At 33.0% G+C, this 17053-nt stretch carries 19 protein-coding genes; all 19 read left to right on the top strand.

Translation table 11 applies throughout. The features are described from left to right. Positions 1-4 precede the first annotated feature (4 nt). Entirely contained in the window at positions 5-889 is an 885-nt protein-coding gene (gene galU, locus H0184_RS08385) for a UTP--glucose-1-phosphate uridylyltransferase GalU (RefSeq protein WP_221823337.1), read from the top strand. Between the two features lie 33 nt (positions 890-922). Beyond that, positions 923-1993 (top strand): EpsG family protein, encoded by a 1071-nt coding sequence (locus tag H0184_RS08390; RefSeq protein WP_221823339.1) that lies wholly within the window; start codon positions 923-925, stop codon positions 1991-1993. A gap of 40 nt (positions 1994-2033) precedes the next feature. Further along, complete coding sequence (galE, locus tag H0184_RS08395) at positions 2034-3092, top strand: UDP-glucose 4-epimerase GalE (RefSeq protein ID WP_221823341.1); 1059 nt, start codon at positions 2034-2036, stop codon at positions 3090-3092. A 35-nt stretch (positions 3093-3127) separates the two neighbouring features. Then, positions 3128-3271 (top strand): hypothetical protein, encoded by a 144-nt coding sequence (locus H0184_RS08400; RefSeq protein WP_221823343.1) that lies wholly within the window; start codon positions 3128-3130, stop codon positions 3269-3271. A 14-nt stretch (positions 3272-3285) separates the two neighbouring features. Continuing rightward, the gene (locus H0184_RS08405; RefSeq protein WP_221823345.1) at positions 3286-3900 is read left to right on the top strand and encodes a sugar transferase; all 615 of its coding nucleotides are present in this window, start codon (positions 3286-3288) and stop codon (positions 3898-3900) included. Beyond that, positions 3897-4541 carry an acetyltransferase gene (locus tag H0184_RS08410; protein WP_221823348.1) on the top strand — a complete coding sequence of 215 codons (645 nt, stop codon included), beginning with the start codon at positions 3897-3899 and terminating at the stop codon, positions 4539-4541. Before H0184_RS08405 ends, H0184_RS08410 begins: the two co-directional genes overlap by 4 nt. A 53-nt stretch (positions 4542-4594) precedes the next feature. Then, complete coding sequence (locus H0184_RS08415; protein ID WP_221823504.1) at positions 4595-5734, top strand: DegT/DnrJ/EryC1/StrS family aminotransferase; 1140 nt, start codon at positions 4595-4597, stop codon at positions 5732-5734. 33 nt (positions 5735-5767) lie between these two features. Further along, a complete protein-coding gene (locus H0184_RS08420; RefSeq protein WP_221823350.1) occupies positions 5768-6112 on the top strand; it encodes a helix-turn-helix domain-containing protein in 345 nt (114 codons plus the stop codon). Between the two features lie 10 nt (positions 6113-6122). After that, positions 6123-6863 (top strand): glycosyltransferase family 32 protein, encoded by a 741-nt coding sequence (locus H0184_RS08425; protein WP_221823352.1) that lies wholly within the window; start codon positions 6123-6125, stop codon positions 6861-6863. A gap of 20 nt (positions 6864-6883) precedes the next feature. Then, positions 6884-7510, top strand: coding sequence for an acyltransferase (locus H0184_RS08430; protein ID WP_260631493.1), 627 nt, complete (start codon positions 6884-6886; stop codon positions 7508-7510). A gap of 25 nt (positions 7511-7535) precedes the next feature. Further along, positions 7536-8735: a glycosyltransferase gene (locus H0184_RS08435; RefSeq protein WP_221823354.1), complete on the top strand. Its 1200-nt coding sequence runs from the start codon at positions 7536-7538 to the stop codon at positions 8733-8735. 223 nt (positions 8736-8958) lie between these two features. Further along, positions 8959-10752 (top strand): ABC transporter ATP-binding protein, encoded by a 1794-nt coding sequence (locus H0184_RS08440; protein WP_396953584.1) that lies wholly within the window; start codon positions 8959-8961, stop codon positions 10750-10752. 43 nt (positions 10753-10795) lie between these two features. Further along, positions 10796-11854, top strand: coding sequence for a glycosyltransferase family 2 protein (locus tag H0184_RS08445; protein WP_221823358.1), 1059 nt, complete (start codon positions 10796-10798; stop codon positions 11852-11854). 39 nt (positions 11855-11893) lie between these two features. Next, entirely contained in the window at positions 11894-13069 is a 1176-nt protein-coding gene (locus tag H0184_RS08450) for a glycosyltransferase (RefSeq protein WP_221823360.1), read from the top strand. 4 nt (positions 13070-13073) lie between these two features. After that, positions 13074-13859 (top strand): 6-hydroxymethylpterin diphosphokinase MptE-like protein, encoded by a 786-nt coding sequence (locus H0184_RS08455; RefSeq protein ID WP_221823362.1) that lies wholly within the window; start codon positions 13074-13076, stop codon positions 13857-13859. Beyond that, positions 13840-14670, top strand: coding sequence for a 3-deoxy-manno-octulosonate cytidylyltransferase (locus tag H0184_RS08460; RefSeq protein WP_260631494.1), 831 nt, complete (start codon positions 13840-13842; stop codon positions 14668-14670). The genes H0184_RS08455 and H0184_RS08460 overlap by 20 nt, the downstream gene beginning before the upstream one ends. A gap of 1 nt (position 14671) precedes the next feature. Then, positions 14672-15511 (top strand): 3-deoxy-8-phosphooctulonate synthase, encoded by an 840-nt coding sequence (gene kdsA / locus H0184_RS08465; RefSeq protein WP_313771734.1) that lies wholly within the window; start codon positions 14672-14674, stop codon positions 15509-15511. Further along, positions 15483-16493, top strand: a complete 1011-nt coding sequence (locus tag H0184_RS08470) for a KpsF/GutQ family sugar-phosphate isomerase (protein WP_221823364.1) — start codon at positions 15483-15485, stop codon at positions 16491-16493. The genes kdsA and H0184_RS08470 overlap by 29 nt, the downstream gene beginning before the upstream one ends. Beyond that, positions 16490-17017, top strand: a complete 528-nt coding sequence (locus tag H0184_RS08475) for a KdsC family phosphatase (RefSeq protein ID WP_221823366.1) — start codon at positions 16490-16492, stop codon at positions 17015-17017. Before H0184_RS08470 ends, H0184_RS08475 begins: the two co-directional genes overlap by 4 nt. Positions 17018-17053 lie beyond the last annotated feature (36 nt).

Raw genomic sequence — 17053 nt, forward strand, 5'->3', positions numbered from 1 at the left:
TTAAATGAAAGTAAAAAAGGCCATTATACCTGCAGCTGGACTGGGAACAAGGTTTCTCCCTGCTACTAAGGCAATGCCAAAAGAAATGCTGCCTATAGTAGACAAACCTACGATTCAATATATTGTAGAGGAAGCTGTTGAATCAGGAATTGAAGATATTATTATTGTTACGGGAAAAGGTAAAAGAGCGATTGAGGATCACTTTGATCACTCCTTTGAATTAGAACATAACTTATTGGAAAAGGGAAAATATGAGTTACTAAGCGAAGTGCAGAAATCTTCTAAATTGGTGGATATTCATTACATCCGTCAAAAGGAACCAAGAGGTTTGGGTCATGCTATTTGGTGTGCCAGAAAGTTTATAGGCAATGAACCGTTTGCAGTCCTATTAGGAGATGACATTGTTCAGGCAGAAAAGCCCTGTCTAAAACAGTTAATGGAACAGTATGACAGATACAATGCCACGGTATTGGGTGTCCAATCAGTTCCAGAACAAGATGTTTCTCGTTATGGAATAGTAGGTGGAAATCGAATGGGAAGCCGATTCTATAGTGTGGATAGATTAGTAGAAAAACCAAAGAGGGAAGAAGCACCTTCCAATTTGGCCATACTCGGCCGCTATATTTTAAGTCCGAAGATTTTTGAGATTCTTAGTCAACAGGAACCGGGGGCTGGTGGAGAAATTCAACTTACTGATGCCATTGCCACTCTAAATAAATATGAAGCAGTTTATGCGTATGACTTTGAAGGAACTCGTTATGATGTCGGGGATAAAATGGGTTTTATACAAACAACTATTGAATTCGCCCTAAAGCATAAGGATTTAAGACCTCAGTTATTAAATTATCTATCTGTTACTTTAGATAAAGAACTAATTAAAAAATGTTAATAAAAATTTTAGTTTACTGAAAGGATCTATTGTATGACTGTTCTATGGGTCAACCTTGCAATAGTATTTTTATTGTCTTTGCTTGCTCGGTATTTTTCCAACACTCTAGTATTAAATAATTCTTTAGTATCAATCAAACCAAATAAATTGTTGGTATTTGGTACGATGATTTCCTTTATAGCAGTCTCTGGGCTGCGTAGGAATATTGGGGATACACCCTTTTATATGCATACCTTTAATATTAATAATTTCACTTGGGAATATGTCAAATCTCAAGATGATATTGGATTTGCCATTCTTCAAATGCTGTTAAAGAAATATTCGGAAGATCCACAAATACTTATATTTACAACTGCGTTAATCACTAATGTTCTAATTATTATCGGTTTGTATAAGTACTCGAGATTATTTGAATTAAGTATCTATATTTATGTAACCGGTGGATTATTCTTAGTTACGATGAACGGAATACGGCAGTGTCTGGCAACTGCAATTCTTTTTGTTGCTACGAAATATTTGATTGAAGGTAATTGGTTTAAATATATATTAGTGGTCATTTTTGCTTCTTTATTTCACCAAAGTGCACTTATCTTAATTCCAATTTCGTTTTTAGTTAGATTTAGAGCCTGGTCAAAGGCAACTTTAGTTCTTTTACTTTTTTCAGCTGTCATCGTATTAGGGTTTGATCAGTTTTCAAGCGTATTATTCTCTGCGATTGAAGACAGTCAATATAGTGTTTACAGTAATTTTAATGAGGGTGGGGCCAATATAATTAGGGTTATTGTTTTTGGTGCACCATTGGTTATTGCCTTTTTTGGAAGGGAAAAGTTGAGACAGATATATCCGGAAAGTGATGTAATTGTAAATATGGCTATAATTGGTCTGTCCTTTATGATTATTTCGACTGCAAATTGGATTTTTGCGAGGTTTAATATTTATTTTGAACTATACCAAATCATCCTAATTTCATGGATAATCAAGGTCTTTAGAAAAAAAGATCAAAAGTTGGTTTATTACATAATTATTTTATGTTATTTAGCCTATTATTTTTACGAATGTGTAATTAATTTTAATTTAGTATATAAAAGTAATTATTTGGGTTAGCTTCTATGCTTCTTTATAGAAAATTTAGTGGAGGAAATTAATGGCTATATTAATTACTGGAGGAGCCGGATATATTGGCAGTCACACTTGTGTAGAATTATTAAATGCAGGTTATGAAATTGTTGTTTTGGATAATTTTATTAATAGTAAACCTGAAGTAATTAAAAGAATAACCGAAATTTCAGGGGGTACTTTTAAGTTTTATTATAATGATTTGTTAGATAAGAGTAGGTTGGAAGAGATATTTTTAGAAAATAATATTGAAGCAGTTATTCATTTTGCAGGATTAAAAGCAGTTGGTGAATCCGTATATATTCCTCTTCAATATTATCATACCAATATTTTAAGTACCCTTGTTCTGTGTGAAACGATGAAGAAATATAATGTAAAAAAGTTAGTTTTCAGTTCCTCTGCAACAGTTTACGGTGTACCCGAAAGATGTCCAATCTCTGAGAATAGCCATTTAGGTGCACTTAATCCTTATGGCCGTACAAAACTTATGATTGAGGAAATTTTAAAAGATCTTCATGTTTCAGATACGGATTGGAGTATATCTATTTTAAGATATTTTAACCCTATTGGAGCTCATGAAAGTGGACTAATCGGAGAAGATCCGCATGGTGTTCCCAATAATCTAATGCCTTATATTTCACAAGTGGCTATTGGAAAACTAAAGGAACTTAATGTTTTTGGTAATGAATACCCTACAACAGATGGAACGGGTGTAAGAGATTATATTCATGTGGTTGATTTAGCGTTAGGACATTTAAGTGCTTTAGAAAAGGTTACAAATTCAACAGGTATCGACGTATACAATCTTGGTACTGGAAAAGGTTATAGTGTCTTAGAATTAATTTCTGCTTTTGAAACGGTCTCAGGGAAGAAAATTCCTTATAAGATTGTTGATCCACGACCAGGCGATGTAGCTGTTTGCTACTCTGATCCAGAAAAAGCAAAGGAAAGTCTCGGATGGATTTCAAAGAAAGGGATAAACGAAATGTGTGAGGATACTTGGCGCTGGCAATCCAAAAATCCAAACGGATACGAAAAAAGTTTTGAAGTCGAAAGTCCTCACTTATTACCAGTGAGGGTTTTTTAATTAGAAGTAAATAGACTTTTAGGAGAGGTTAGGAAATGGCAATATCTGAACATTTGACCCAACAGAGATTAAAAGAAATTATGAAGAGTATTTATGCAAAGGGGATTGAGACAGAAACCATTCAAGTTAAAGAACTTATTGAAGAAATAAAAAAACAAGTATTAGCTGATTCTAAATAGCTGAGGAGGAAATCATGAAACGGCTATTTGACTTAACTCTTTCATTCATACTTTTTATTTGTCTTTCTCCTATTTTTATTGTAATTGCGTTGTTAATAAAAGTGAAGCTCGGATCTCCAATCATATTTATACAGGAACGTCCTGGTTTAAATGGAAAACGGTTCTCTCTTTATAAGTTTAGAACGATGACAGATGAAAAAAATGATCAAGGTGAATTGATGCCGGATTATATTAGGCTAACTTCATTTGGAAGTTTTCTTCGGAGATATAGTTTAGACGAATATCCGCAATTATGGAACGTGATAAAAGGGGATTTAAGCTTAGTTGGACCAAGACCGTTACTGATAGAATACTTGCCGCTTTATACCAAGGAGCAATCCTTACGGCATAATGTTAGACCGGGTATTACCGGATGGGCCCAGGTAAATGGAAGAAATGCTCTTTCATGGGATGAAAAATTCAAACTTGATGTTTGGTATGTTAACAACCAATCTTTCTTCCTTGATATCAAAATTCTTTTTCTTACCGTTTATAAAGTCATCATATCGGATGGAATTAATCAACCTGGAAATGCAACAGTGGAAAGCTTTAAAGGATCAAACTCCACTATTGGAGGGGGAAATCCATGAAAGTTATTGTAATTGGTCATGGAGGTCACAGTAAAGTGGTTTCTGATATTATTCGGGCAACCAATGGCCTTCAAATTATCGGATATCTGGATAATAAGTATGAAAGAATTCAAGTCGATAACGACCTGATTTTTGGACCCATAGATGAAGCAATACAATTTTTAGAAGAACAAAAGAATATTAAATTTGTGATGGCTATAGGGGAAAACAGAGCAAGAAAACAAGTCGTTGAAAGACTGGGTCTAAGTACAAAAGATTACCTTACAATTGCACATCCGTCTGCAAGTATAAGCCCAAGTGCAAAAATTGGTTACGGGACTGTTGTCATGCCGCAGACAGTTATTAATGCAGATGTGAAAGTGGGTAATCATTGTATTATCAATTCTGGCTCAGTAGTGGAGCATGATAGTCTGCTAGATGATTTTGTTCACCTCTGCCCTAATAGTACGATTGCAGGAACAGTCAAAATACAGGAGGGTGCCTGTGTGGGAAGCGGGGCAACCATTATCCCAAATAGAAGTATTGGTGAATGGACGATGATTGGTGCAGGTGCAACTGTAATTGATCATCTACCTGGATATAGTCTTGCAGTGGGTACACCTGCCAAGGTGAAGATGAATAATAAAGTGAACGCGAGGTGACGTAATTGGGGCAATTAACCTTTAAAAAGAGGATTTTTCTGTCCTCTCCACATATGAGTGGTAATGAACATAAATATATAAATGAAGCATTTGAAACGAACTGGATTGCTCCACTTGGTCCAAATGTTGATGAGTTTGAGAAAGAAATTGCTCAATACGTGGGAGTTAATGGGGCAGTGGCCGTTAGCTCAGGAACGGCAGCCATTCATCTGGCACTATTATTATTAGGAGTGGGTAAGGGGGATAAGGTGTTTTGCTCCAGTCTAACCTTTGTTGCGAGTGCTAATCCAATTGTTTATCAAGGAGCTGAACCAATTTTTATTGATTCAGAACCTGATACCTGGAATATGTCACCTCAAGCATTGGAAAGAGCATTTAAAGATGCATTAAAGGATGGGAATCTCCCAAAGGCGGTAATTTTGGTAAATTTGTATGGTCAGAGTGCTAAGATGGAAGAAATTACAGTCATCTGTAATCAATATGGAGTACCCATTATTGAGGATGCAGCGGAATCAATTGGAGCAATGTACAAAGGGAAAGCAAGTGGTACGTTCGGAAAGTTTGGCATTTTTTCCTTTAATGGTAACAAAATTATTACCACTTCTGGTGGGGGAATGCTAGTTTCAAATGATCAGGAGGCTTTACAAAGAGCAAGATTCTTAGCTACACAGGCCCGAGATGCAGCGCCACATTATCAGCACAGTCAAATTGGATTCAACTATAGATTGAGTAACATTTTAGCTGGGATTGGGCGGGCACAATTGGAAGTACTGGATGATAGAATAACTGCAAGAAGAGCTGTTTTTCAACAATACTATGACGCTCTTTCCAATATACCGGGATTGAGGTTTATGCCTGAGTTAGCCGAAACTTTTTCTAATCGCTGGCTGACTGCATTAACGATAAATGAGAATGAGACTGGAATTTCGGTAATCGACATACTCAATGCATTAAGCGAGGAAAATATTGAAGCCCGGCCGGTCTGGAAGCCGCTTCATCTTCAACCTGTATTTAAGGAAAGAAAATATTATTCTCATAATAAAAACGAAAGCGTTTCAGAAACCCTCTTTAATAATGGATTGTGCTTACCGTCGGGCTCTAATATGACTGATGAGGATATAAAAACGGTTATTCACTATATCAAACAAACAGTTATTAAAAGGAAGGAAAGAGTGGATATGTTAAGAATCTAGTAATTTACTTTTTGAAAAAACGGGGTATGAGTCGTGATTGGAAAAACGATATATCAATTTCGAAAGCAAAAGGGATTAACTTTAACTGAATTAGCTAAACGAGCAAATCTATCAAAGTCTTACCTAAGTAATATTGAAAGAAATTTAAACCAAAATCCCTCTATAGAAGTAGTAAAAAGAATCGCTGCAGTGCTGGATGTGGAGCTGGACATTTTTTTGAGACCATTACATACAAATGAAGTTCAACAAGAATTGGACCAGGAATTGATTGATTTAGCAGCAGAACTAAAAGAAACAGGAATAAAAATTAATGAATATAAAACGTTAATTGAATTTATTAAGTGGAAAAATTTGAAAACAAAAGTAGATGGAAATTGAGGTAAGTAAAATGGACGATCATAATCTAATACCTAAGAAGATCCATTACTGTTGGTTTGGCGGAAAAGAAAAACCTGGAATTGTTAATAAATGCATAGATAGCTGGAGAAAGAATCTCCCAAATTATGAAATTATCGAATGGAATGAAGGTAATTTTAATATAGATGCAAATCCATTTGTAAAAGAAGCTTATGATTCAGGGAAATATGCCTTTGTCAGTGATTATGTACGTGTGTATGCTCTCTATCATTATGGTGGGATATATCTTGATACGGATGTCGAGGTTTTTCGATCCTTTGATGATTTTTTACATCATCCATCCTTTTGGGGGTTTGAACAAGAAAACTTTATTGCAACAAGTACCATTGGAGCAAAAAAGGAAAATCACTTAATAAAGGAATTTCTAGATTCTTATAATAATAAAAATTTTATCAAAAATGATGGGACATTTAATCAATTAACAAATGTAGCTATTATTACAAAGTTACTTAAAGATAAGGGACTGTTGCTAAACGGTCAGTATCAGAAAATTAATCAGATAGGGGCTTTTTATCCTCAGACTTATTTTTCGCCTTATGATTATATTAACTGCCAAACTTTTATTTCTGATAAAACATATGCTATCCATCATTTTTATAAGAGTTGGCTGCCGTTAGAAAAAAGAATAAAAGGAAAAGTGAAATTTGTCCTCTCAAAACTAATAGGTGGGCACAATATTGCTAGATTAAGAAAATCTTTTCCCTTGAAGTAAGTTGTAGAAGGAGTATAAGTATGCTCAAAAAAATAGTTATGACACTTATAACCGAGAGTAAAAAACGTGGATTTATGATTACAATTTTGATGAATCTTTCCCATCTAGTTGGAATAATGAGGGGGATTTTATATAAAGCCCTGTATTTTAGAAATATTAAATCCTCCATCTATTCTCTTCAAGCCAAAAGTAAGATAGAAGTGTTTAATAAAAGGGCAAAGATTAATATAGGAAAATTTGTTTTTATAAGGAAAAATGCGAGTATCCGTATTGATTATGATGGGGTACTCACTATAGGAAAAAATGTTTTTATAAATGATAACTGCACTATTAATTGTGTAAACCGAATTACGATAGGAAAAAACACTAAGATTGCACCAAATGTCTGTATTAACGACCATGATCATAATTATAAAAAAAACACCACAGACCATCTAATAAGAGGAGAAGTTACAATTGGAGATAATGTCTGGATTGGGTCGAATGTGGTTATTTTAAGAAATACCCATATTGGTGATAATGTGGTTGTTGCTGCTGGAAGTGTTGTTAAAGGAATCATTCCTCCTAATACAATCTTTATGAATAAAAGAGAGACAGAAACAAGACCTTATAAAAGTGAAGATAAGATTGTGCAGTTTAGTGTTTAATACTACTTTTAGGTGAGGATAGAGGATGAAAAAGAATATTTTAGTTTCTGTTTATAATATGGAGATTGGCGGCATTGAAAGAAGTTTAATTAATATGTTGGAAAGCTTTGATTATGAAAGATACAATGTTGATCTTTTAATCTTTCATCATGTTGGCGAGTTTATGAATTTAATACCGAAATCAGTGAATCTTTTGCCTGAGGTAGGAAGGTACACGGTTTTTAGAAAACCAGTTACTCAATGCCTTAAAGAAAAACAATATGCATTATCTTTTATTAGAGTTTTATCAAAGTATATAGCAAAAATGAAGTCTGCTTCACGAAACTTAGAAGAGGGGGCAGGATATATACAAATGCAACTTACTCAAAAATACTCTTCCCTCTTTTTGCCGCAAATTGATAAGGAATACGATGTAGCCATTAGCTATGCTTGGCCACATGATATTATTGCTAATAAAGTAAAAGCGAAGAAGAAAATTGCATGGGTTCATACGGACTATAGTAAATTGGAAATTGATAATGAGCTGGATCTCAGAGTTTGGAATCAATATGACCATATTGCTTCAGTATCTATTGCCTGCAGTGAGGCATTTTTAAGTACTTATCCAACATTAAGAGATAAAGTGTTGGTTTTGGAAAACATAACATCCCCTAATTTCATAAAGAAATTGGCGGAGGAAGAGATACATCTTAATAAAGTAAAGTCTGATACCTTTAATCTAGTCTCTGTTGGCAGGTTATCCTATGTAAAAGGATTTGATTTGGCAATAGAAGCCCTTAAACTGCTGCATGATAAAGGTTTAACCAACATCAAATGGTACATTATCGGCTATGGTGGATATGAGAAAGAACTAAAAGATTTAATTTCTAGGCACCATTTAAAAGATAGTTTTATTCTTCTTGGAAAAAAATCAAATCCCTATCCTTATATGAAAAATTGTGATTTATACGTTCAGCCATCTAGGTATGAAGGAAAAGCGGTAACTGTTACCGAGGCAAAAGTGCTTGGTAAACCAATCCTTATTACCAATTACCCAACAGCATCCAGCCAAATAGAGAATGGGGTTGAAGGAGCAATTTGTGATTTAAGTGTTTTAGGTTTAGTAAACGGGATTGAAGAATATTACCATAATCAAAGATTTAAGAATACTATAGTAAACTATATCAAACAAAAGGATTATAGCAATGATTGTGAATTAGAAAAGCTATATAAAATAATTAGTTAGCTTTAATTGTAGATAAATAAGAGTAATATAAAGAATTAACAGAAGAACTGTAGAATTATGTCGAAGAAATGTTCTTTAATAAGAACTAAATATGGTTTATAATCTATTAAAGAACATGCTAAAATGGACGGTGTAGAAATTGCACACACACACTGAATAGTAATTCTATATTTTTTTTGACCACTTTGTTCATTATAATGAACAGTAATAATAAAATTAAGGTGTGACTAAATTGAAAGATACATTTAGAAAGCTAAGAGTACTCTTTGATAAAAGAGACAAGAAAAAGTTTTTATTACTTTTTATTATGATGATCATTGCCGCTATATTTGAAACGGCAGGAATTGGTTTAATAGTTCCTTTTGTTGGAATAGTAACAAATCCTACGATGATACAAGAACAACCGATTTTATCATTTGCATACAAATTGCTAAACTTTCAGTCCGTAAATACTTTTATTATATTCGCTGTTGGAATTTTACTTACAGTCTTTATTTTAAAAAATGGCTATTTATTAGGGTTTTATTATTTACAATATAGAGTCATTTTTAATCAAAAAGTAAAACTTTCTAGTTTAATGTTTAAAGGGTATTTAACCAAACCTTATACATTCCATTTGCAACGAAACTCCGCTGAGCTCTTAAGAAATGTAAATGGTGAAGTGTCGAAAATATTTGATGGGATTCTCTTAGCAACTTTTCAATTGCTGACTGAGACTTTAGTCGTTTTTTCTATACTTTCTTTACTTATCATTACAGCGCCATTAGCTACTCTAACAGCTGGAATACTATTAGGTGGAAGTGTTTTTATTTTCTTTAAAATCTTCCGTAATAAGATTACTTATTTAGGAAAGGAAAATCAAAAAATAAGTCGTGAGGTCATTAAATGGGTCAATCAAGGATTAGGTGCTAGTAAAGAAATAAAGGTTTCAGGAAAGGAACATTACTTTGTAAATTCATATGAAAAACAAAGTAGAATCATGGCTCGTAATACGATTTATAAAAATATGCTGGACCAAGTACCCAGGCTTTTCATCGAGACATTATTAGTTTCAGTTGTCCTTATTACGATGATTATTATTGTTTTTCAAGGAACAAATACAGCAAACCTTGTGGCTACTATGTCATTATTTGCAATGGCAGCTTTTCGTCTTATGCCTTCAATAAATAGAATTGTTGCTAGCCTATCAACAATACGATTCAGTCAACCAGCGTTAACAGTAGTTTATAAAGATTTAATTGAAGACAATTTAGGAAGAAAACCAAAATCTGAAAATGAAATCAATGAATCAAAACCAGTAAAGGTGGCTAAAGGTGAGAAAACATTCAAAAAATCGATTAATTTGGAAAAAGTATACTTCCGTTATCCAAACCAAGATGATTATTCAATAAATGATGTATCTTTAACCATCCCAATTGGTAATTCAGTTGCTTTTGTTGGAACTTCTGGTGCTGGTAAAACAACTATTGTTGATATTATACTGGGTCTCTTGGAACCTGAGAAGGGTCTAGTATTTATAGATGGGAAGGAGCTAAATGAACTTTTGCCAACCTGGAAAAGTAAAATTGGTTATATCCCACAATCCATTTATTTATCAGATGAAACCATTAGGAAAAATGTTGCATTTGGAATAGATGATAATGACATCGATGAACTTGCTGTTCAAAAGGCAATAAAAGATGCTCAGTTAGAAAATTTTGTTGATTCACTTCCTGAAGGATTGGATACAATTGTCGGGGAGAGAGGAGTAAGGCTTTCTGGAGGACAACGCCAACGTATTGGGATTGCTAGGGCATTGTACTATAATCCTGAAATTATCTTTTTGGATGAAGCAACATCTGCTTTGGATAACAGTACTGAAAAAGAAATTATGAGAGCAATAGATGGTCTTAAAGGTGAGAAGACGTTAATCATTATTGCTCATAGACTAAGTACAATAGAAAATTGCGATATTGTATTTAAAGTGGATAAAGGAAGGTTAGTAACTGTAGATCACAAATTAATGCGGTCGATGTAAAAATAAATTTATATGTCAATTCATTAAGAAAGGAGGGAATAAGGTGCTTCCTAAAATCAGTGTTGTGATACCAGTTTATAATGTTGAAAATTATTTACATCGTTGTGTTGATAGTGTGCTAAAGCAAACATTTCAGGATTTTGAAATAATATTAATTAACGACGGATCCAAGGATAGTTCTGGTAAAATTTGTGATGAATATGCAAAAAAGGATAAACGGATAAAAGTCATCCATAAAAAAAATGCTAGAGTTTCAGCAGCTAGAAATGACGGTATTAAAATGGCAAAAGGAAAATATGTAAGCTTTATTGATTCGGATGATTGGATTGAACCCGCAATGTACCAGGAAATGTTTAACAAAGCTGAAGATTTAGATCTGGATTTTATTATGTGTGATTACAAAAAAAAATCAAACAATTATGAGGATAAACGAACACAATCAATTAGAGGAGGGTACTATTCAAAGTATGACATAAAGAATGAACTGTACCAAAGTTTAATAATGTTTGAAAATATCGAATATCCGCCTACCATTTCAAATTGGGTTTGTTTATTTAATTTAAATTTCCTTAAATCAAATAGTTTATACTACGATGAGGATATACACTACGATGAAGATTCTATATTGGGCACGAAGATTATGTATCATGCAACTAATTTTTACTATTTAAAAGGTCATCATTATTATAACTACTTTTACAATCCAAATTCTACTACCAATACATATAATGAAAAAAAGTGGATTTCTTTCCTTAAAATTAATGAAAGGTTAGTGAAGTATTTTGGCAACAATATTGAATTTGATTTTTCTAGACAAATTAAAATTAATATGTTGTATCTAACATTATCTGCATTGGGACAAATAAAATATTCTGAGAAAGGCGGGAAAGAACGATTAAATATGATTAAAAAAATCATGTTTCATCCGAAAGTTATTGAAATATTCAAAGACTTTAAAATACCTAACGTTTCTTGGAAGACGAAAATTATTATTATTCTAATTAAGTATAAAATGGTTAGACCATATAGTTTATTAGTGTTGAAAAATCGAAGGCCCAGCATATTACATTTTACTGATGAGTTACTAGATAAACAAAAATAGAAGACAAAATAAATCATAAGTACATTGTGAGGTTAAATTTTGAAAAAAAAAGTTTTGTTTGTAAACGGTCATTTAAATGTTGGCGGGGTTGAGAACTCTCTGATAAATGTGCTAAAAAGTATTGACTATAATTATTATGAAGTTGATCTGATATTATTTGAAGGGCTTGGTGATTATGCTAATGAAGTCCCAATAGAAGTAAATATTATTTACTACGATTTGTCAAAAGCGTATGGACCAATTAAGCAGTGTTTTTTAGAGAACATAAAAAAAAGGAATTGGTTCGCGTTAGGACTTAGATTAATATTCTTGCTAGAGAAAATAATGGGAGTAAAGACATTATATCTAGCTAAGCCACTTTTTAATTTACATAAAGAATATGACTGTGCCATTGCATATCGAGTTGGCATCTGCACTGATTTTGTTGGATATATCATTAACAGTAAAAAGAAGGTAACCTGGTGGCATCACGGAACATATGATTATCCAGAAAATCAAACAAAACGATGGATTGAAGTTTTCAAAAATTTTAACAAGATAATAGCCGTATCGGATAGCAGCAAGGAAATGCTAATAAATAATATTAATGAGATAAATAATAAAATCATTACAATCCCCAATATTATTAACGTTGATGAAATTCAACACAAAGCAAATGAAGGAACAAGTTTGGAGATTAATAGTAATGAAACTATAAGTCTATTGAGTGTAGGTAGACTATCACCTGAAAAGGGTATGATTAATTGTGTACATGCCTGTAAAAAGCTAGTTGACAACGGGTATAAAGTAAAATGGTATCTCATAGGGGAAGGTACGGAACGATATGTGATTGAAAGATGTATTAAAGATTATCAATTAGAAAATAATATCTATCTTTTAGGTGCTATCTCCAATCCTTACCCATATATAAAAAATGCATATATATACGTACATCCCTCTCTTGTTGAGTCATTGTCAATTACGGTATTGGAAGCCCTAGCTATAAATACACCTGTTACTGTTGCGAAGTCCATGGGGCCTGAGGAGTTTATCCGACATAAAGAAAATGGTTTACTAGTGGATCCAACCCCAGATGCTTTATTTAATGGGATTGTTTCTTTAATTAAGAATTATAAACTATATAACCAATTGAAAAATGATAAAAGTGATGTATTAAAAAATTACAGTCCGGAAGTAATAATGAAAAAAATATATGATTTAATCGAGGCTGGCTAGCATTATGAAAAATGTTAAAAGATCAATGTTTGAATTAAATTATAGAACTAAAAAATATATAAAGGAATCCATATTCCCCATTTCAAGTAACGGAAAAAACATTAAAACGCTAAAAAATCTTCATTTAAGTAAACGCTGTTTTATAATTGGTAATGGTCCAAGTTTAATACCTAAGGACCTTGATAAATTAAAAAATGAGATTACTTTTGCTTTTAATCGAATTTACTATATTTTCGATAAAACTGATTGGCGGCCCACATATTACTGTTCTGAAGATGATAAAACAATTTTTAAAAGTAAAGAAGAGATTAATAATTTAAAGATAGAAGACAAATTTTTTCCTGTTAACTTTCCATGGGACTATAATATTCATTTTAAAAATGCAAATTATTATATCTTTAAGTTTGGTGATAGGAATGTCGAACCGAGGTTTTCTGAAGACATCGTTAAAGGCATTTACTGGGGAAATACAGTAGCTTATACGGCCATTCAAATGGCAGTTTACATGGGAATCAAAGAGATTTATCTATTAGGTGTTGACCATAATTTCAGTAAGATGATAAACGATATAGGCGAAATTGTAATTGATGAAAAAGCAAAAGATTATTTTATTGAAAAGTATAATACAGACAAAGAGGATTTATATATTCCTAATATTGAAATGTCAACCAGGGCATTTATTGCTGCGAAAAAATATGCAGACAATCACAATATAAAAATATACAACGCAACACGTGGAGGGAAATTAGAAGTCTTTGAGAGAGTAGATTTTGATAAAATATTATTTTGAAAGTGTGGTTTCAAATATGAGAATAGTTGGAGTAATACCTGCAAGAGGCGGGTCTGCCAGATTTTATAATAAACCCTTAGCAAATATTTTTGGAAAACCTATGGTTTGGTGGGTCTATACACATTCTAAAGAAGTTGAATGTTTTGAAGAAGTGTATATTGCTACAGACAGCGAAGAAATTAAATCAGTATGTGAAAACTTTGGTGCAAAAGTAATTATGACTTCAAAGGAACATGATACAGCAACGGAAAGGCTTTATGAAGTATCGGATAAAATAGATGCAGATCTATATGTAATGGTTAATGGTGATGAGCCAGTCATAGAAGCCAAGGATATTGTAAAATGTATCCCAGCAGATTTAAAGAAAGATGAATTTTATGTCTCTAACCTAATGACTAACTTTACTGACCCTGTTGAAGTGGTTGATACAACGAACTTAAAAATAGTAACAAATAAAGATGGGATATGTTTATTCATTTCTCGCAGTCCTATTCCGTTTCCTAAGGGTGGTATGAATTATACTTACCAGAAATTTGTGGGGGTAGGGGCATTTACTAAAAAAGCTCTTCAATATTACCATGATACACCAAGAGGACCAATTGAAAAAATTGAGGAAAATGACTCTTTTAGATTTATTGAGAATAGGAAGGACATTTATTATATTAACGCATATTGTAAAACAATCTCAGTCGATACTCCTAAAGATATTGAAAAGGTTGAAGAGTATATGTTAGCAAGTGGGAAACATCCAGATTATACACTTAATAATGAGACAGATACAGATTTTATTATTTTAGGAGGAAGAAAATAAAATGAAAACAATGAAAGTCGGTAATATTACAGTAGATAATAATATATTTACGCTGATTGCTGGTCCTTGTGTAATAGAATCAGAACCACAAGTGATGGAAGTGGCAGCAAGGATGAAAGACATTACAGGATTACTTGGTATTCCTTTTATTTTTAAGTCTTCGTTCGATAAAGCGAACAGAACGTCCGTTTCAGCGTTCAGAGGTCCCGGTATAAATGAAGGCTTACGTATTCTTAAAAGAGTAAAAGAAGAGTTAGGGATACCTGTAGTAACTGATATTCATGAACCTTATCAAGCAGGGATTGCTGCTGAGGTTGTAGATATGCTTCAAATACCAGCCTTCCTATGCAGACAAACAGATTTGTTAATAGCAGCAGCAGAAACAGGATTGCCAGTTAACATTAAGAAAGCACAGTTTTTATCGGCTAGAGATATGGTAAATGTCATTAAAAAGGTAAAAGAATCAGGTAATGAGAATATTCTATTGTGTGAAAGAGGTAATACTTTCGGTTATAACAATTTAGTTGTCGATATGACAAGCATCATCGAAATGAAAAAGTTCGGCTATCCAGTTGTTTTTGATGCTACACACAGTGTTCAAAAGCCAGGTGGAAACTTAACTTCCACTGGTGGTAATCGTGAGTATGTGGAACATTTAGCGAAAGCAGCTTTAGCAGTAGGTGCAGATGCACTATTTATGGAAGTTCATGAAGACCCTGACAATGCTAAGTCAGATGGACCCAATATGGTTAAACTTGATGAGATGGAAGGCATCCTTAAAAAGCTAATTAAAGTATATAAGGCGGTGCATGATGTTGAATCAATTAGCCTCTCGAACTGAATTGAAAAATGCTCATCTAATAGATATTCTTTCTGAATCTAGATTTGTTTTTGAAACTGAAGTAAATGCAATAAACCAAGTAAAAGACGCTTTAGATGATAGGTTTGTAAGAATAGTAGAATTAATATCTAATTGTACCGGCAAGGTAATTGTAACAGGTATGGGGAAACCTGGACATGTTTCTAGAAAGATTGCTGCAACCATGTCAAGTCTTGGAACTTCATCTTTTTTTCTACATCCTGCGGAGGCACTCCATGGAGACTTAGGAATGGTTTCGTCAAATGATATAGTTATAGCCATTAGCTATAGTGGAGAAAGTGAAGAGATTACAAGAATCCTTCCAAACATAAAGATGATTGGTGCAACACTAATAGGAATTTCGGGGAATCAAAATTCATCTCTCATAAAATATAGTGATTACTCGTTTGTGTTTCCTAAATTTAAGGAAGCTTGTGCTATGAATCTAGCACCTACATCAAGTACAACGGTTGAATTGGTTTTAGGAGATGCACTAGCAGTTTGTTTATCGAAAATCTATGGATTCCAAGAGCATAATTACGCATTGTACCATCCAGCAGGATCTCTTGGGAAAAAACTGCTAATCAAAGTTAAAGATATTATGCATGAAGGGGACAAAAATGCAGTTGTAAAGGCTGGGACTAAGTTAAAGGATGCCATTATTGAAATGAGTACTAAAGCGATAGGAATTATTAATATTGTAAATGAACTTAATGTATTAGTCGGAGTCTTTACGGATGGTGATTTAAGAAGAACGTTTACAAGAGAAGTGGATGTGTTTGATTTATCTGTAGATGATGTAATGGCAAAAACACCATTATATATAGATTGTGAAATGCTTGCTGTAGATGCACTTAAGATGATGAAAGATAATAATATCTCTGCATTACCAATCGTTAAGGATAATAAACTGGTAGGAACAATAAGGGTTAACGATATTCTTGGAGTGGGGATAATCATATGATCAAAGATAAAGATCTATCAAAAATAAAAATGCTAGTTATGGATGTAGACGGTACTCTGACCGATGGGAAAATTTATGTAGGTGATAGTGGTGAGGTATTTAAAGCGTTTAATGTAAAAGATGGCTACCGGTTAATTAATATAGAAAAGTATAATATTATACCCGTTATCATAACTGGTAAGAAATCAGAGATTTTATCAAAACGTGCTGCTGAACTAAAGATTGAAGAAGTTTATCAGGGTGTTGACGATAAACTGAAGGTTTTGGACGAGGTAATTAAAAGATACCAGTTCACATATGAAAATGTTGCGTATATCGGTGACGACGTAAACGATATAGATTGTATGAAGGTATGCTATCTTAAAGCTTGCCCTGCTGATGCGATTGAAGAAGTTATTGAGGTAGTAGATTATATTTGTAAATCTAATGGTGGAAATGGAGCTGTTAGAGAATTTATTGATTTAATTGTAATGCGAGGGATATATCAGAATAGCAATACAATTAAAATAAGAAAGAACAATTAAAAAACTTATGGAGTTAACTAAAATTGGGTCAATAAA

It is taken from the genome of Neobacillus niacini (genome assembly GCF_019749295.1).
Lineage (GTDB): Bacteria > Bacillota > Bacilli > Bacillales > Cytobacillaceae > Neobacillus > Neobacillus niacini_D.